Consider the following 19,183-nt stretch of genomic DNA (forward strand, 5'->3'; position numbering starts at 1 on the left):
TTTTTATTGTTTAGATTTGTACAGTAGATACTTTTTTGTAGCCTTCAGACTCTAATTCATCATTAACGCATTGAAGAACATAGCCAAATAGATCGTCGTTACTTACATCATCATCTTTAGCCCAATTTACACACATATCTGTGTATTCTTTAATTGTTTGTGCAGAAGCTACTGGTGCATCGTCTGCGATTGCAACCGTTGCAGATACAGCAAAAAGTGGTGCAACTATTAATGCTAGCAATGCTTTATTCATTTGTTGATTCCTAAATAAATGGTTTAACGATTTAAATACATTTTAAAGCTGTATTTAAATAGTGCCCAATGCAGAACAACTCTGTTGGTGTAGTGATTTTTAATCGAAATTAAAATAAAAGATAACGAAAAATTTTTATCGTCAAGATGAGTAAATTACGCTTAAATAATTATATAAGTAATTGTGTTGTAATAAATTATAAGCTAAGGTCGCTTTTTTATAAAAAGATAGATTAATGTCAGAACACCAAGCAAAACCAACCAGTACGCCTCGTAAAATACACAAAGTAGAGCAGGGCTTAGAGTCGTTTATATTTAAAGGGCGCTGGTTATTAGCCCCGTTTTTTGTAGGCCTACTATTTGCTGTAATATTGCTATTAATAAAGTTTTTTAAGCAACTTTATTTAATGGGTATTGCCACTTTTAGTGCAACAAACCAAGAGTTATTAGTGGGTATACTTACCCTCGTTGATACCGCTTTACTGGCTGGTTTATTACTTATTATTATTTTTAGTGGTTATGAGAACTTTGTTTCAAAGCTTAATATAGAGGGCCACGAAGATAGGCCGTCATGGATGGGAAAAGTAGCTTTCTCTGGCTTAAAAATGAAGCTTATTAGCGCAATTGTTGCCATATCTGCGGTTGAGCTTTTAAAGGTATTTATTAATTCTAATATTCATTCAAGTGAGGAGCTATTTTGGAAAGTGATTATCCATGTCACCTTTGTAAGCTCTGGCGTGTTATTTGCGCTCACTGATTATTTAAATAGTAAAACACAATCACATTAGAAAGGTTAAGTTAGTGGTTTGGTGGCCTGTATTTCGTCTTAATACCGGCTATAGCAGTCCCACTATTTGAGCACACAAAAAAGCCCGATAAAATCGGGCTTTTGAGCATTATAAGTCAGGGCGTTCTTATTTTACAAAAGCAAAGTAACAGTCAAAACCATTCATGTTTAGCTTATTACCATCTAAAGTAGCATTACAATGAGATAGTGAGTCATGCGCCTCAGTCACTGTTTTAGTCAACTCAAATGTTTGATTGCTATCAGCTAAGTTAAACACACATAACATAGTTTGCTCGTTTAGCGTTCTGTAAAAAGCGAGGATAGGCTCAGCAGTATCAATAAAATTAATATCGCCTGCTAATAACACAGTATGCTGTTTACGCCATGCCATAAACTCACGATAGGCATTAAGTATAGAGTTTGCATCTTTATCTTGTACAGACACAGCCTGCTGCGTATGCGCGCTACCAACCGGTAACCACGGTTTAGCAGCACTAAATCCTGCGTTTTGTATGTTGTTACCTTCCCATGGCATTGGCGTTCTACAGCCGTCGCGACCTTTAAAGTTTGGCCAAAAGGTAATGCCATATGGGTCTTGTAGGTCTTCAAATGCTACAGAGGCTTCACCTAGCCCCAGCTCTTCACCTTGGTACATACATACGCTACCACGTAATGAAGCAAGTAGGGCTGTAAGCATTTTGCATTGTGCTGGGTTTATTTCACCATTTTGGCTCCAGCGGCTCGCAACACGCTCTACATCGTGGTTGCTAAACGCCCAGCACGGCCAACCTTCAGTCATGCGTTGCTCAAGGGTCTGTACGGTTTCTCTTATGTATTCACTTGAATAATCATCCGTGAGTAGTTCAAAACTGTAGCCCATATGCAGCTTATCACCGCCTTGGGTATATTCTGCCATTGTTGCCAATGAATCTTCCGATGAAATTTCGCCAAGTGATACAGTACCCGGGTATTTATTAAGTAGTGCACGTATGTCTTGCATAAACTCAATGTTTTCTGGTTGGGTGTTATTATAATAATGGTACTGAAAAGCATATGGGTTATCTTCACTAAAGCCACGGCCTTGGCGTTTATCTTTAGGCTTTGCAGGATTGTCACGTAATTGTGCATCGTGGTAGCAAAAGTTAATAGCGTCTAATCTAAAACCATCTACACCTTTTTTAAGCCAAAACTCTACATTTTCTAAAACAGCTTTTCTTACATCTGGGTTATGAAAGTTTAAATCAGGCTGTTCGGTTAAAAAGTTATGTAAATAGTATTGACCGCGACGAGGCTCCCATTGCCAAGCACCGCCACCAAAAATAGATAACCAGTTATTAGGCGCTGTGCCATCTTCTTTAGCATCTGCCCATACGTACCAGTCAGCTTTATCATTGTTTTGATTTTCGCGGCTATCTAAAAACCAGTGATGTTGGTCTGATGTATGGCTTAACACTTGGTCAATAATAATTTTAATGTCGCGTTTATGTGCTTGATCTATTAACTCATCAAAGTCGTTTAGGTCACCAAATATGGGGTCTATATCGCGATAGTCACTTATGTCGTAGCCAAAATCTTTCATTGGAGATTTGAAAAAAGGAGAAATCCAAATAGCGTCAACGCCTAAGCTTTTAATGTAATCAATGCGATTAATTATCCCTTTAAGATCACCAATACCATCGTTATTGCTGTCTTGAAAGCTTCGCGGGTAAACCTGATAAATAACCGCACCTTTATACCACTGCTGTTGGGCCATGCTTTTCTCCGTCGTTCCACACAGTATTTATATTGTTATTAGTTTGATTGAAACAATCACTAAATTTTCAAAAAGCATACGTGAAGGGTGCTGCTCTGTAAAAAGTCTGCATACGTATGCAGCTAATTTACTTACATAAAAGCGGTTTTAGCTAAGCAGAAAGTTACCCATAAAAACCGCTGCAGCACTTTTACCAATCATGTTTATTTAAGTATAACTAAAACAGCTGACTATTTTGGTGCTTATTTTTAAAGGGCTGCACAGCTTTGGTGATTCCACTCTTTGGTCAGACCAATTTAACCTGGTAATCTTTACAAAAGATATGCGTGTAAATTTATAAAAAACCTTTAATTAACGCTATTTACAAATAATGACAAAGGGATTTCAGGTAAATAATTGATGTATTTTTATAATGATAATAAATCACTAGGTTGCACCAATATAAAAGTATTTAAAACAGTGGGTTAAAGTTTTATTTGTGAACTCATTGTTAACTTTTAGCGTTTTGCATAGTACTGAATACGTATGCATAAAGTTGTTAATAAAATAATTCGAGCGTTAATATTGATGCTGACAACAAAATTAGCTCGCCTGTTTGACTATCACTCAAATAAAGAAGCGAGTATCACAATATGGGTAACGGGAAAAACATCATGTCTATGTTCAAACCAAGTATATTAACGTTGGCAATGGCTACTGCAGGATTAGCAAGCTTTGCCTCTGTAGCAGCACAAGAAGATACAGTTAAAAATGATGACGTTGAGGTTATCGAAGTAAAAGGCTTTCGTGGCAGTGTTGTAGAATCAATCAACACAAAGCGTTTTTCTACTCAAGTCGTTGAGTCAATTTCAGCTGAAGATATAGGTAAACTTCCTGATTCATCTATTGCTGAGTCTATTGCACGCTTACCAGGTTTAACGGCGCAGCGCCTAGATGGTCGCGCAAGTAGAGTATCAATTCGTGGTTTTGGTGAAAACGAAAGTGGCACTACATTTAATGGCCGCGAGCAAGTATCTATTGGCGATAACCGCGGCGTAGAGTTTGACCTTTACCCATCAGAAATTATGAGCGGTGTTACCGTTTATAAAACACCTAATGCAAGTATTGAAGCAGAAGGTATTGCCGGTGTTATTAACATGCAAACCGTACGTCCTTTAAGTAAAGGTGAGCGTGTATTTCAAGTTAATGGCCAGTACGAGCAAACTAGCTTTGATAAACTAAACCCAGACGGTAACGACGATGGTTACCGCGGTACTATTTCATACATTGATCAATTTGCAGATGACACCATAGGTGTTGCGTTTGCACTAAATACCATGAGCTCTCCAAATCAAGAAAAACGTTGGAACGCTTGGGGTTACCCTGAATTTACTGCTGATGATGGTCAAACGTACTCTATATTAGGGGGTGCAAAACCATTTGTACGTTCATCAACCCTTGAACGTGACTCAGCAATGCTCGTACTAGAGGCCGCGCCTACAGACAAATTAAACATGACGTTTGATGCGTTATATGTTGATTTTACAGACGAAAAAATCTTACGTGGTATCGAAATTCCATTCGCATGGGGTCAAGGTTCGATTGACCCTGCAAGCGTAGCTGTAGATGACGCAAGTGGTTTTATTACCAGTGCGGTAACAAATGGCCAACGTGTGGTTGTGCGTAACGACTACGAAGAGCGTGAAGCAGAATTAACCGCGTTTGGCTTTAACACTAAATACGATATTGATGACTCGTGGTCAGTAGAGTTTGACGCAAGTTACTCTCAAGTAGACCGTAAAATTTGGAGCCTTGAGAGCTACTCTGGCACAGGCCGAGGCGATGCTCGCGGTGTTGCAGATAACCTAGGTTACACATTTAACGGTGGTAATACAGGTGCTACGTTTACTCACGATTTAGATTACAGCGATTACAGCTTAATGCAATTAGGTGGTCCTTTATCATGGGGTGCAAGCTCTGCTTTAAATGATAAATATGGCTTAACGGGCACCGAGTATGAAAACCAAGCGCAAGATGGTTTCATTAATGCACCTACAATTGAAGATGAGTTATCTACGTTAAAACTAGCGGCATCTAAAGTATTAGAAAACGAATACTTCAGCTCAATTGAATTTGGTATGTCTTATAAAGAGCGCGAAAAAACCAAAGATTCGCAGGGCTTCTTTATGACGTTATCTGGGTTTTCACTTGATAACCCGGGTTTAGTTACCGTGCCAGAGCAGTATCGAATGGGCAGCGTTGATTTAGACTTTATTGGCATGGGCGATATGATTGCCTACGATGTAAATGGTCTTGTTAATGACGGCTACTACGACTTACTAGATGAAAGCTTAACAAATACGAGCCACTTAACTAAATCGTGGACCGTAAAAGAAGAAATTACCTCAGTATTTGCACAAGCTAATATTAATGCCGAAGTAAGCGGCTTAGCGTTAACTGGTAATATAGGTGTACGTTACGTTCACACTGATCAGTCATCGCAAGGTAATGCATTTAGTACTGTAGATGGCATTGTTGTGGCATCACCTACCAATATTAGCCACGATTATTCACACGTTTTACCAAGTTTGAACTTATCACTCGCGATTGATGAGCAGCAAACAGTACGTTTTGGTGCAGCTAAAACAATCTCACGCGCCCGTTTGGACGAGATGAACTCATCTATTGATGCATCATACAACACAACGCCTGATGAAAACGGTAACTTTTGGTCTGTATCGGGTGGTAACCCTAACCTAGAGCCTAAAGAAGCAACTGGTTACGATTTAACGTACGAAAACTACTTTAGCGATGAAGGTTACTTCTCTGCTGCGTTTTTCTATAAAGACTTAACCCAGTGGATTTTTGACGGCACATACGAAATTGATATGTCGGGCGTTGCTGACCCATCAACAGGTGAAATACCTGCTACTTCTGAAGGTACTGGCAGTGGTAAAGTAAATGGCGGTGGCGGCGACCTATACGGTTACGAGCTATCTCTAGCATTGCCATTTAAAATTTTCCACCCATCACTTGAAGGTTTTGGTTTAATTGCAAGCCATACAGGTATTGAGTCTGATATTGAAGATCAAAACGGCAATGAGTACGAGCTACCTGGTCTGTCTGACAAAATTCAAAGCTTAACGGTTTACTACGAAATGAATGGTATTCAACTGCGTACCAGCATGCGTAAACGTAGTGCCTTTAAAGGTGATGTATACGGGCTAGGTTTTGATACCGAGCAAGTGGATATCCTAGGCGAAACAATTTGGGACATCCAAGCTGGCTACGACTTTAGTGAGGCCGGTGTTGAAAGCCTTGAAGGGTTATCAATTCAGTTCCAAGTTCAAAACTTAACAGAAGAGCCGTTTACATCGCTTTCTGGCGATAACGCGCTACAAGTTCGTGACTACCAAGATTACGGTCGTACTTACTTGTTAGGCTTTAGCTACAAGCTATAATAAAGGTTGTGTGTAGGAGCCCTTGTAATTTGTTTTACAAGGGCTTTTTTATAGCTACTTTATCTAAATTTTATCAAACTTAACAAAGCTTTAAACTGTAAACGTGGACAATAATATGAAACCAATAAAACACGTCGTAATCGCAGGCGGGGGCACGGCAGGGTGGATAACAGCCGCCTTGCTTAATAAAGTGTTAGGTAAAGTAATTAAAATAACCCTTATTGAGTCAAGTACTATTGGCACTATAGGCGTGGGTGAAGCAACAATTCCGCCTATTATTCAACTTAACAATGCACTGGGTATAAACGAGCAAGATTTTATAAACGCTACAAATGCATCTATAAAATTAGGAATTGAGTTCGAAAATTGGAAAACCCCCTCTCATAGCTACATGCATGCTTTTGGCTCATTTGGAAAAGACTTCCCCTTTTGCGATTTTTACAATTTTTGGGTAAAAGGGCATATTAGCGGTGCAGAAGAAAGCTTATGGGATTTTTCTCTTAACTACCAAGCGGCTAAACAGCATAAATTTGCACCCTTAAATACCATACCTAATACACAATTGCCTGGCTTGAGTTATGCGTATCACTTTGACGCAACGTTATATGCTGAGTTTTTAAAAAACCTCGCAACATCACGCGGTGTTGAGCATATTGATGCCAAAATAGAGCAGGTTGAACAATGCCCTCTCTCAGGAAATATAAAATCATTAACCCTTGATAACACACAGCAGATAAACGGCGACCTTTTTATAGACGCGACAGGGCAGCGCGCCTTACTCATAGAGCAAACCCTTAACACCGGTTTTGTCGATTGGTCTCATTATTTACCCTGTGATAGCGCCGTGGCGGTGCAGTCTCAAGGTACTAGCGAGCTAAAACCTTATACGCGTTCAATTGCACACAGCGCAGGCTGGCAGTGGCAAATACCGCTGCAAAGCCGAATAGGAAATGGCTTGGTGTACTGTAGTCGTTATTTATCTGACGATGCGGCAACGCAGTTATTATTAAATAATTTACCCGCTGAGCCAATGACTGAGCCGCGGGTGATAAAATTTAAAACAGGACGGCGGTTAAAACAATGGCATAAAAATGTGGTATCGGTTGGCCTTGCCAGTGGCTTTTTAGAGCCGCTAGAGTCTACCAGTATTCATTTAATACAAAGTACCGTAACCCGTTTAATAAAGCTGTTTCCACACAATGGCATAAGCGAAGCTTTAGTTACTGAATTTAATAAGCAAAGCGTGATAGAAATTGAGCACATTCGTGATTTTATAATATTGCATTACACACTAACAGCACGAGAAGACTCCCCATTTTGGCGACAATGTAAGCAAATGGACATTCCTGACTCATTGGCCCATAAGCTCAAATTATTTAAGCAAACCGGCAAAGTAGTGCGCGAAAACGACGAATTATTTGCCGAAGTTGCCTGGCAACAGGTATTTATTGGCCAAGGACTTATCCCCGAAGATTACAACAGCATTGTTGACTCACTCAGTAGTGAACAACTAAACGATTTATTTTCAACACTAAAAACGCTTATTACCTCAACGGTAGATCAATTACCCACTCATAAAGATTTTTTAGCAAAAATTAAAAAGGCCTGATGATGCAACTTTTAAAAAAACTTTTACTTGTAAGTGCCTGTACTTTACCAACCATTAGCTACGCACTTGACGTTGAGCCAGCTAATTGGTGGGTTGGCATGAACAAAAACACGATTACCATCATGGTTCATGAGCAAAACATTGCAAACGAGCAAATTAAATTAGCTAAATACAACGGCGTTAAGTTAAATAAAGTAACTCGTACCGACAATCCAAATTATGTATTTTTAAATATTACCATTACCGACGCCGCTAAAGCCGGAACGCTTGAATTTAATAGCAGCGAAACAAGCAATAACTTTGAGTTTCCACTTCTTGAGCGAGATAAAAACAGCGCTCAGCGTCAAGGGTTTACATCAGCTGATACGCTTTATTTAATTAACCCAGATCGCTTTGCTAATGGTGATAAACAAAACGATACCGTCCAAAGCATGTTAGAAGCGGCAAACCCGAGTATAAAAGGTGGGCGCCACGGTGGTGATATTCAGGGCGTTATAAACGCGCTTCCCTATTTAAACGACTTAGGCGTAACACAGCTTTGGCTAACCCCTGTGCTTGAAAACAACATGCCTAACTATTCTTATCATGGCTATGCAATTACAGACTTTTATAAGGTTGACCCACGAATGGGCTCAAACCAGCTATACAAAACGTTATCAGTAAAAGCAAAAGAGCAGGGTATAGGGCTAGTAATGGATATGGTCCTTAACCATTTTGGCTCTGAGCATACTTGGGTTAAAGATAAACCAACTAAAGATTGGATTAACTTTAATGGTGAGTTTAATAAAGGCAAAAATGCCACCAGCCATGCGCGCCAAACCATACAAGACCCACACGCCAGTGAATACGACAAGCGCCAGTTTAACGATGGCTGGTTTGTAGAAACCATGCCTGATTTAAATCAGCGCCAACCACTGTTAAGTGAATACTTAATTCAAAATGCGATTTGGTGGATAGAATACGCCGATTTAAGCGGCATACGTGTTGATACCTACTCTTACTCAGATAAAGCATTTTTGAGTGATTGGACAAAAGCCATAATGCAAGAGTACCCAGATTTTAATATTGTTGGAGAAGAGTGGACGTCTAACCCTGCTATTGCCTCTTACTGGCAACGTGGCAAGCATAACCAAGATGGCTATACATCAAGCTTACCAAGCGTGATGGACTTTTCGTTGCAAGAGTCGGTAATTCAAGCGCTAAATGAAGATGAAAGCTGGAACACGGGTTGGATTAAAGTATATGAATCGTTAGCTAATGACTTTTTATACCCTGATACAAATAACATTATGGTATTTGCCGATAACCACGATATGAGCCGTGTTTACACTGAGCTTGGTCAAGATGTAGCCAAAACAAAAATGGCGATGACCTTGTTTTTAACTACACGTGGCATAGCGCAAATGTATTACGGTACGGAAGTACTATTAGATAACACCCCAAGTAAAGACCATGGTGATATTAGAATCGACTTCCCGGGTGGATTTGAAGGGCAAACTCGTAATGCCTTTACCAAAGAGGGCTTAACAAAACAGCAAAAAGAGATGCATAACACCATCAGTACGCTGCTTAACTTTAGAAAAAACAGCTCAGCATTAGATAAAGGAAAGCTTGTACATTTTACGCCTCAACAAGGGGTTTATAGTTATACGCGTATTAGCGATGAGCAAACAGTGTTGGTATTTATGAATAAAAACACACAAGCGCTACAAAAAAATATTGAGTATATGCAAGAGGTAATGCCTAACAGCACAACAGCATTTAATTTATTTACTCAAAAAACACAAAAGCTTGGCAAAACTATTGAATTACCAGCGATGAGCGCAACGGTACTCGTTATAAATACGCCACAATAGTGACCTGAATACGTATGCAGCAACTGTATGGTTGCTGCAGTAATCTTTAGTATAAAGTTAATAACAATACTGACAAAAAAGACACACAATGAAAAAATCAGTTTATGTACCCGCAGTACTGTGTAGTGCACTTATTGCTACAGGGTGTTCAGAAAATAACAAACCTGAACAACAGCAAGCACCTGCCCACACGCAAAATGAGCTTACCAAGCCGGTTGTATATCAAGTATTTACCCGTTTGTTTGGCAATACCGAAACAGCCAATGTGCCATGGGGCACTAAAGAGCAAAACGGCGTAGGTAAATTTGCCGACTTTAACGATGCAGCCCTCAAAGGCATTAAAGAGCTAGGTACCACGCACGTTTGGTATACCGGTGTATTACACCACGCGTTAGTGGGCGATTATACCGACTTCGGCATTTCACAAGATGACCCCGATGTAGTAAAAGGTCGCGCAGGGTCACCGTACGCAATTAAAGATTACTACGATGTTAACCCCGATTTAGCCGTTAATGTAACAAACCGCATGGGGGAGTTTAGCCAGCTTATTGAGCGTACACATAGCCACGGTATGAAAGTCATTATTGATATAGTGCCTAACCATGTTGCCCGTAATTATCAATCACTTGGAAAGCCTAAAGGCGTAGAGGATTTCGGCGCACAAGACGACACCAGTAAAACGTACGATAAAAATAACAACTTTTACTATGTGCCTGGGCAGTCATTTCAAGTGCCTACCTCTACAACTTATACCGTGTTAGGGGGAAAGGCTCACCCACTTGCGGATGGCTTTTTTGATGAAACACCTGCTAAATGGACAGGTAACGGTGCCCGTGCACCAAAACCCGACATTAACGATTGGTACGAAACAGTAAAAGTAAATTATGGCGTAAAGCCTGATGGTAGCTACGATTTTGCTCAGCTGCCAAACGACTATAAAGACAAAGATTACCGTGCTCATTATGCGTTTTGGCAAGATAAAGAGCTACCAGATAGCTGGTACAAATTTAGAGACATTGCACTTTTTTGGTTAGACAAAGGCGTTGATGGCTTTAGATACGACATGGCCGAAATGGTACCGGTTGAATTTTGGAGCTTTTTAAATTCGTCAATAAAAATGCAAAAAAGCGATGCGTTTTTATTGGCCGAAGTATATAACCCGTTAATGTACCGTGCCTATATTCAGCAAGGTAAAATGGATTACCTTTACGATAAAGTCGGCTTTTACGATACCTTAAAAGCGATAATGCAACTTAAACAACCTGCCAATAGTATTTTTGATGCGCATCAAAGTGTGCTCGATATAGAGCAACACATGCTGCACTTTTTAGAAAATCACGACGAGCAACGAATCGCAAGCCCGGATTTTGCGGGTAATGCCCAGTGGGGTAAACCTGCTTTAGTTGTTTCTAATTTAATTAGCCGCGCGCCAACACTTTTATATTTTGCTCAAGATGTGGGAGAAGATGGCTCTGAAAAGGCGGGGTTTGGAGCGCCGACACGTACCAGTATTTTTGACTACATTGGCGTCCCAGCGCACCAAGCATGGATGAATAACGGAAAATTTGATGGCGCTAATTTAACCGCAGAGCAAATAGCACTTCGTGATTACTACAAAGCGGTTATGTCACTGAATAGTTTACCTGCTGTAGTAGGCGGAGAAATGTCGGCACTTAACCTTGTAGGAAGTGAACGTGTTGTTGGTTTTACCCGCTCTTTAGGCCAGCAAAGTGTGTATGTGTTAAGTAACTTTAGTGAGAAGCCACAAACATTTACGGTTAATTTATCAAAGGCACAATTAGGTGCAGTGAGTGAAAATACGCTATTAAATGATTTACTTGAAAATCACACCACCGAGCTTAAAGCTCACCCGCAAGGCGCTACATTTAACCTCACACTTGATGCATTTAGCAGCGCAGTATTAACAAATAAGGCTAATAATGAATAATCAAAATAATAATACCGATAAGCCAAATTTAAGTTTTTGGCAAATATGGAACATGTGCTTTGGCTTTTTAGGCATACAATTTGGTTTTGCCCTGCAAAACGGCAATGTGAGCCGAATATTTCAAACATTAGGCGCACAAGTTGATGATATTCCCATTTTATGGGTTGCAGCCCCACTTACAGGCTTAATTGTTCAGCCTATTATAGGCTATTGGAGTGATAAAACCTGGGGGCGCTTTGGCCGCCGTCGTCCGTTCTTTTTTATAGGCGCAGTGTTAACAACGCTTTCACTATTTATTATGCCGCATTCACCAACGCTTTGGATTGCCGCGGGTATGTTATGGATCATGGATGCGTCAATCAACGTAACCATGGAACCGTTTAGAGCACTTGTTGGTGATAACTTGCCAGAAAAGCAACGCGCGACAGGCTACGGTTTACAAAGCTTTTTTATTGGTATTGGGGCGGTGTTAGCCTCAGCGCTACCATGGATGATGACCAACTGGTTTGATGTAAGTAATACCGCAGCCCCAGGGCAAATTCCTGAATCTGTTAAATACTCATTTTATTGGGGCGGGGTGGTGTTACTTGTCGCCGTGCTCTGGACCGTAGCACGTACTAAAGAATACAGCCCTGAGCAATTAGCGGCTTTTGAAAAGCAAAGCGCTCAACCTACTACAAGCAAAGTGGTTGATATTAACTTTATTAAAGGTGCCATTATTTTTGTGGTACTGGGTTTAGCAACTCTTGCATTAGTCATGGGCTTATCCCTTGAAAAAGAATTATACCTACTTGCTGGTGGTTTATTAGCGTTTGGTATTGTGCAGTGGATTGCAGCGGCGCTTAAAAGTGCGAATAAAACCCAAGGTGGTTTTTACCAAGTAGTACAAGATGTATTTACTATGCCGGAGGCCATGAAGCAGCTTGCCTGGGTGCAGTTTTTTAGCTGGTTTACTTTATTTGCTATGTGGATTTATACCACCGCTGCAGTAACAAGCTTTCATTATGGTAGTAGCGATGCAACTTCTAAAGCATTTAACGATGGTGCAGATTGGGTGGGTATTTTATTTGCCGCTTACAATGGATTTGCCGCAATTGCCGCTATGTGTATTCCGTTTTTAGTTAAAAAAATGGGATTAAAAGGCGCGCATTGCTTTAATTTATTGCTGGGCGCGTTAAGTCTTGCAAGCTTCATGTTCATTCAAGACCCTAAAATGCTACTTATACCTATGATAGGCGTAGGGTTTGCTTGGGCGTCTATTTTATCACTCCCGTATGCCATGTTAAGTAACGCACTACCGAGTAACAAAATGGGCGTTTATATGGGGATTTTTAACTTTTTTATAGTTATACCTCAGTTACTTGCCGCCAGTGTTTTAGGGCTTATTTTACGCCACGTATTTTCTAATCAGCCTATTTACGCATTATTAATTGGTGCAGCTTCGTTTGTTGTTGCTGCTGTTGCAGTAATGCGCGTTAAAAATTCTCATTAAGGACACACAATGAAAAAATATAACCTTATAACCGCCTCTCTTTTAACGTTAGGTTTAACGGCTTGCGGTGCTCAAAACACAAGCACAACTAACGAAAGTACCACAGCACAGGTTACATCGGCACCAGGCGCCCCAGGTGCAGAGCCTTTTTGGGCTTATGCGGGTAAAACAGGTATTGGTACATCATACGAGCAATACCAAAACGGCCAATACACTGATGCAGCTGCAACGGGGGATGTGTCTAAAGTATGGTTTTCAATTGCTAAAGGGATGATCACCGAAACCATGTTTGGGCTTATTCACCAAGCACAAATAAAAGACATGCAATTTATAGTAACAGGTAAAGATTTTACCGTTAGTGAAGTGGATGATTTAAATGTCACCATTGATTACTTACATAAAGATGCACAAGGTCGCCCGTTATCGCTGGCTTATAAAGTAACAAGCACTGATAAACAAGGCCGCTTTAGCCTAGAAAAACACATATTTACTGACCCAGATGGGCAAACCCTGTTTGTACGCAGCGTATTTAATACTGAGCTTGAAGGGCTAAAAGCGTATGTGTCTGTTAATCCGTACATTAATAATAACGGCTTAGGTGACTTTGCTAAAACAACAGAGCAAGGCCTAGTAGCATGGGAAAACGATAACTATCTATCACTTCAATCCGCATCACCATTTAAAGCAAAAACGGTAGGGTTTACAGGAAAAAGTGACGGCATTAATGCACTTAAAACTACGCAATCTATAACTACCCAATACACAAATACCGGCGAAACTGCTGGTAATGTAAGCATGCTTGCAGAGCTTGGCGAGATAAGTGCAAATACCACTTTTGATTTAGCCCTGAGCTTTGGTAAAACGCAGCAGCAAAGTATTCAGCAAGGCGAAAAAAGTTTGGCAAAAGGGTACCAAGCGGTGCTCGATCACTACAACGGCAAAGGAGAAGCGCTAGGCTGGGAAGATTACCTACAAAGCCTAAAACCGCTTAATACCATGGTTGAACAAACAGCCGATAACGGTAAGCTTTTATACACCAGCACCATGGTACTAAAAGCACAAGAAGATAAAACACACGCAGGGGCATTAATTGCTTCTTTATCTAACCCATGGGGCGAAACGGTTTCAGCCAAAGAGGGTTCTACGGGTTATAAAGCGGTATGGGTGCGCGATTTTTATCAAGTAGCCATGGCATTTATGGCGCTTGGTGATACTGCCACAGCAAAAACAGCGTTCGAATACCTTGAAAAAGTGCAAGTAAACAGCAAAACACCAGGTAATAAAGGCGATACAGGCTGGTTTTTACAAAAAACACACGTCGATGGTGAGTTAGAATGGGTAGGCGTACAGCTTGATCAAACTGCTATGCCTATCATGCTGGCATGGAAGTTACATAAAGCCAACGTACTTAGCGATGAAGAGCTAAAAAGCTGGTACGGCAAAATGTTAAAACCAGCGGCAGATTTTTTAGTAGAGGGCGGACTTGCTAAAATTTTGTGGAACGACACACAAATTACACCACCGGCAACACAACAAGAGCGCTGGGAAGAGCAAAGCGGTTATTCGCCATCTACAACTGCGGCAATAGTAGCAGGCCTTATTACCGCAAGCGATATCGCAACGCTTAGTGGCGATGATAAAAACGCGCAGCGCTACCTTGCCACGGCTAAAAAATACAGCAGCGATATTGAATCGCAAATGTTTACTACCGAAGGTAACTTAAAAGGCGAGAATAGCGATGGCGAATACTTTATTCGTATAGGCCAAGATACCGATGCAAACTCAAACACTAAAATTAACGCTAATAATGGCCGCGAAGGGTTTAATAAAAAGCAAATTTTAGATGGCGGCTTTTTAGAGTTAGTACGCTATGGCGTACGCGGTGCAAATGATGAAAGCATCGTTAAGACACTACCTGAGTATGACGATGAAACACTTGAAGATAACCTACAAGTAAAATACAGCTTTAGCTTTGACGATGGCAGCGGCACTTTTGCAGGCTACCGCCGCTATGGCAATGATGGCTACGGTGAAGATGAAGTTAAAGGCACAAACTATGCTGAGGGTGGTAGTAATACACCAGGCCAACGTGGGCGTGTATGGCCATTTTTCACCGGTGAACGCGGGCATTACGAAATCGCAGCAGCTAATGCAAACAACGCTCTGGATGATGCTAAACAGGCGCAAATTAAAAACAGCTATGTAAAAGGCTTAGAGCAATTTGCTAATAATGGCCTTATGTTACCAGAGCAAGTATGGGATGGTGTAGGGGTTAACAAAGCAGGTTATGAGCTAGGCGAGGGGACTAATTCAGCAACACCATTGGCATGGACTCATGCCGAGTATATTAAATTAGTCCGTTCATTGAGCGACAAACAAGTTTGGGATCATTATCCCGTTGTTGAGAAAGCTTTAAAATAAGGCTAGTTCAAAATGTAAAATTAAAGCCACGGTTAACAGCCGTGGCTTTTTTGTAACTAAGTGGGGGTTTAATGTTTAATAAGCACAATGGAGTGGAGTGATAAATTCTTAACTAGACCCTCTGGCAATTAATACCGGTGGTAAAAGGGTGCTTTGCACTTCTTCTTCACGTATTAATTTAAGTAAGTTCTCTACTAACATTTGCCCTGCGACGGTGGTGTCTTGCGCTATGGTTGTAAGCGGTGGGTTTATGTAGCTTGCAATGGCTATGTTATCAAAACCGACCACGGCCACTTCGTTAGGAACATTAATATTGGCTTCTTTTAAAGCGCGAATTGCACCAATGGCAATTAAATCACTAGCGGCAAATAAGGCGTTAAATTTTATGTTATTAGCAATAAGTGAGCGCGTAGCATGATAACCAGACTCTTCAGTAGAAATAGCATTGGCCATTTTTCGCTCATTAATGGTTATACCACTAGTAAGTAGCTCATCTTTAAACCCCTGAAAGCGGGCAAAAAATTCTGGGCTGTGATCAGATGCATCACCGATAAACGCGCAATCGGTGCGGCTATGGGCAATTAAATGGCCAGCGGCTAGTTTGCCCCCGCCGTAGTTGTCGCAGCATACAGTAAGATCTGGGCGGTTATCTACTGTGGCGCCCCAGCACACAAACTTAGTGTTTTGGTCAAGCAAGGTTTTAAATTTTGGCTGAAAGTCTATGTAATCACCATAGCCGAGCAAAATAATACCATCGGCTCTGTGGCTGTCTTCGTAGTCGGCTTGCCAATCGGCGCTAGCTGATTGAAACGACACTAATAAGTCGTAACCTTCTTTTGCACACGCACGGGTAATACTGCCCAGCATTGATAAAAAGAATGGATTTATTTGTGATTCATCTGATGTTGGGTCTTCAAACAACAATAGCGCAAGGGTACTACTTTGCTGAGTACGCAAGTTGCTGGCATTTTTATCAACTTTATAGTTAAGTTGTTTTGCTATGTCGTGGACGCGTTTGCGTGTTTCTTCATTAACAAGGGGGCTGTTACGTAAAGCGCGAGATACAGTTGATTGTGAAACCCCTGCATAATGGGCAATGTCAAATGAGGTGGCTTTACCTTTCATTGTTACAACTTAATTAAATGCTAAATAATTGTGTCATTTTCGACTATTAGTGAATTATTTCAAGCTTTTTGCGATTTATTATTGATCTAATCCTGACACCGGTGTCATAATGCCAATGTTTTATCATTTTGTTGTCAAAACGTATTAGCTGCTATTTTATATAGCAGCCTTTTTACTGTGATAGCTACTTTGAGGTGATAGCTCAAAGTGTATAAATAACAACGCATAGCCGTTGTAAAATAATAAGCATAAGCCGCTTACACAAAAGAGATAATACCATGAGCCAAAATTCTTCTGCCCAGTTTAACCCTATCCTAGTTGCCGATATTGGTGGCACCAATGCGCGCTTTGCATTAATTACCGACTTTAATGAGCAAACTAACCAATTTGTTATTGAGCATATTAACATATTTCCCAGTGCTAATTTTGGCTCTTTAGAAAGTGCACTTGAACAATACCTAACAACGATTCCTCATGTTACGCCAACTCAGGCATGTTTAGCTGTTGCAGGCCCTATAAAAGCAGGCCAAGTGCATTTAACCAATTTAGGTTGGCACTTTAGTGTTAGTGAATTTAAAGCACATTTTAATTTAACACAATTAGAAGTAATTAATGACTTTGCTGCATTTGCTTATGCAGCGCCTTATTTAGACTCAACGCAAAACATTACTATTAAGCCTGGTCAAGCCGATGCAAATGCAAACATTGGTGTTATGGGCCCAGGTACTGGCTTTGGTGCTGCGTGTTTAGTGCGTACAGCGCAGTCAACTGCAGTATTAAGCTCTGAGGGCGGGCATATGTCGCTTGCTCCTGTAAACGAGCTAGACGCTTTATTAATTAACGAGCTTCGTAAAGAGCACCCTCATGTATCTATAGAAACTGTTTTTTCAGGCCCAGGTATTGCCCATTTATACAAAGCAATGGCAGCCGTGAAAGGGGTTACAGCTAAAAATTTAGATGCAGCACAAATTAGTAGCCTTGCGAACAGTGGCGAGTGTGAAGTGTGCGATGCAACGCTTAATCAGTTTTGTGACTGGATTGGCAGTGTGGCAGGCGATTTAGCGGTAGTATATGGCGCATTAGGTGGCCTATTTATAGGCGGCGGTATTTTACCGCGCATGCAAACACGATTACTTGAAAGCCGTTTTGTAGAGCGTTTTTCGCAAAAAGGGGTTATGTCGCAATATGCAGGGCAAATTCCAGTTACTTTAGTAACACAAGATAACATACCGCTAATTGGGGCGGGTGCGTGTTTATATAACAGCAAGTAAATTTGCTTAATGGTTGTATTTGGATAATGAACAAATGAAAAAAGTAACCATAAATAGCGTAGCAAGCCATGCAGGCGTTTCTAAAAAAACCGTGTCGCGGGTTTTAAATAATGAGCCTAACGTGAGTGCAGCTACGCGAGAAAAAGTACTTAAAGTATTTAAAGAGCTTGATTACACGCCTAACCCAATAGCACGCGGGCTTGCGCAAAATCGCAGCTTTATTATTGGCTGCTTATACGACAACCCCAGTAAAAGTTATATAACGCGAGTGCAAACAGGTGCACTTGCTGCCTGTAAAGAAAATAACTACAACTTACTAATACACCCGTGCGAATTACGTGGCGATGATTTAATTAACGATATAGAGCAGTTATTACAAACCTCGCGTTTAGATGGCGTAGTACTGACCCCGCCATTTGGTGATTTTGAAAAGCTCGCTAATTTTTTAAAAGCTAAAAAAATACCCTATGCACGGGTTGCATCGGCGCTGCTAGAAGATGATTCAATTTCAGTGCGCAGCAACGACGAGCAGGGCGCTTATGAAATAACCGAGCACTTAATTTCGCTTGGTCATAAGTCGATTGCTTTTATTAAAGGCCACCCTGATCACAGTGCTACGCAACAGCGCTTTAAAGGTTACAGGCGAGCGTTGGCAAGCCACGGTATAGAATTTGACGAGCGCTTAGTAGAAGAGGGTAACTTTAGTTATCACTCAGGTGTAGACAGTGCGCGCAGCATTTTAGATTTATCGCCACGTCCTACTGCGGTATTTGCATCAAACGATTACATGGCGGCGGCGGTATTAAAACTTGCCACACAGCGCCAATTACGCGTACCCGATGATATTTCTATTGCAGGGTTTGATAATGCACCAATTGCTCGCCATATATGGCCGGGCTTAACGACTATTGCACAACCTGTTGAAGAAATGACTAAACAAGCTGTTACGCAGCTTATATCGCATATTTCGCAGCCACAGGAGCAGCCATATCAGGTAACGCTAGAATCACGTTTAATTACCCGCGAGTCTACTGCTGCAATAAAATAACCCCCTTTTTTGTTTTTCACAGTAACCCGAATTTGAGTGACGCTTATTCGGGTTTTTTTTGTGCGGATTTTAGCAAATAAACTAAAATTAGCATGGTCATTAATTGGTCACGTTAAAATTTTACACTATTTTTGTTACTCAGGGTTGACACCGGTGTCAATGCTATGCGTTAATACAGTGA

General features: G+C 40.8%; 12 protein-coding genes. 9 read left to right on the forward strand and 3 right to left on the reverse strand.

Going from position 1 to position 19,183, the window contains the following annotated elements; translation table 11 throughout:
• Positions 1–10: 10 nt before the first annotated feature.
• Positions 11–253 (reverse strand): hypothetical protein, encoded by a 243-nt coding sequence (locus tag PAT01_RS00510; RefSeq protein ID WP_004587793.1) that lies wholly within the window; start codon positions 251–253, stop codon positions 11–13.
• 235 nt (positions 254–488) lie between these two features.
• On the opposite strand from PAT01_RS00510, the gene PAT01_RS00515 reads away from it, so the two are divergent.
• Positions 489–1,040: a TIGR00645 family protein gene (locus tag PAT01_RS00515; RefSeq protein WP_138578206.1), complete on the forward strand. Its 552-nt coding sequence runs from the start codon at positions 489–491 to the stop codon at positions 1,038–1,040.
• Between the two features lie 126 nt (positions 1,041–1,166).
• On the opposite strand, the gene PAT01_RS00520 is transcribed toward PAT01_RS00515, so the two are convergent.
• Positions 1,167–2,792: an alpha-glucosidase gene (locus PAT01_RS00520; RefSeq protein ID WP_138578204.1), complete on the reverse strand. Its 1,626-nt coding sequence runs from the start codon at positions 2,790–2,792 to the stop codon at positions 1,167–1,169.
• Between the two features lie 653 nt (positions 2,793–3,445).
• Here PAT01_RS00520 and PAT01_RS00525 point away from each other — a divergent pair.
• The 6 genes from PAT01_RS00525 to PAT01_RS00550 all read left to right on the forward strand — a co-directional run bounded on the left by PAT01_RS00525 (position 3,446) and on the right by PAT01_RS00550 (position 15,558).
• Positions 3,446–6,232, forward strand: a complete 2,787-nt coding sequence (locus tag PAT01_RS00525; RefSeq protein ID WP_154944361.1) for a TonB-dependent receptor — start codon at positions 3,446–3,448, stop codon at positions 6,230–6,232.
• A 115-nt stretch (positions 6,233–6,347) separates the two neighbouring features.
• On the forward strand, positions 6,348–7,841 hold the full coding sequence (locus PAT01_RS00530) for a tryptophan halogenase family protein (protein WP_154944364.1): 1,494 nt from the start codon (positions 6,348–6,350) through the stop codon (positions 7,839–7,841).
• Entirely contained in the window at positions 7,841–9,697 is a 1,857-nt protein-coding gene (locus PAT01_RS00535; RefSeq protein ID WP_154944366.1) for a glycoside hydrolase family 13 protein, read from the forward strand. Before PAT01_RS00530 ends, PAT01_RS00535 begins: the two co-directional genes overlap by 1 nt.
• An 88-nt stretch (positions 9,698–9,785) precedes the next feature.
• On the forward strand, positions 9,786–11,645 hold the full coding sequence (locus PAT01_RS00540; RefSeq protein WP_138578196.1) for an alpha-amylase family protein: 1,860 nt from the start codon (positions 9,786–9,788) through the stop codon (positions 11,643–11,645).
• Positions 11,638–13,137: an MFS transporter gene (locus PAT01_RS00545; RefSeq protein ID WP_138578194.1), complete on the forward strand. Its 1,500-nt coding sequence runs from the start codon at positions 11,638–11,640 to the stop codon at positions 13,135–13,137. The genes PAT01_RS00540 and PAT01_RS00545 overlap by 8 nt, the downstream gene beginning before the upstream one ends.
• Before the next feature lie 9 nt (positions 13,138–13,146).
• Positions 13,147–15,558, forward strand: a complete 2,412-nt coding sequence (locus PAT01_RS00550; RefSeq protein ID WP_154944368.1) for a glycoside hydrolase family 15 protein — start codon at positions 13,147–13,149, stop codon at positions 15,556–15,558.
• 108 nt (positions 15,559–15,666) lie between these two features.
• Here the strand turns inward: PAT01_RS00550 and PAT01_RS00555 are convergent, their stop codons facing one another.
• Positions 15,667–16,683: a LacI family DNA-binding transcriptional regulator gene (locus tag PAT01_RS00555; RefSeq protein WP_154944370.1), complete on the reverse strand. Its 1,017-nt coding sequence runs from the start codon at positions 16,681–16,683 to the stop codon at positions 15,667–15,669.
• A 278-nt stretch (positions 16,684–16,961) separates the two neighbouring features.
• On the opposite strand from PAT01_RS00555, the gene glk reads away from it, so the two are divergent.
• Together glk and PAT01_RS00565 are read left to right on the forward strand one after the other, a co-directional pair.
• A complete protein-coding gene (gene glk, locus PAT01_RS00560) occupies positions 16,962–17,954 on the forward strand; it encodes a glucokinase (RefSeq protein WP_024034046.1) in 993 nt (330 codons plus the stop codon).
• Between the two features lie 34 nt (positions 17,955–17,988).
• The gene (locus PAT01_RS00565) at positions 17,989–19,002 is read left to right on the forward strand and encodes a LacI family DNA-binding transcriptional regulator (protein WP_024034047.1); all 1,014 of its coding nucleotides are present in this window, start codon (positions 17,989–17,991) and stop codon (positions 19,000–19,002) included.
• Positions 19,003–19,183 lie beyond the last annotated feature (181 nt).

The organism is Pseudoalteromonas atlantica (assembly GCA_007988745.1).
Lineage (GTDB): Bacteria > Pseudomonadota > Gammaproteobacteria > Enterobacterales > Alteromonadaceae > Pseudoalteromonas > Pseudoalteromonas atlantica.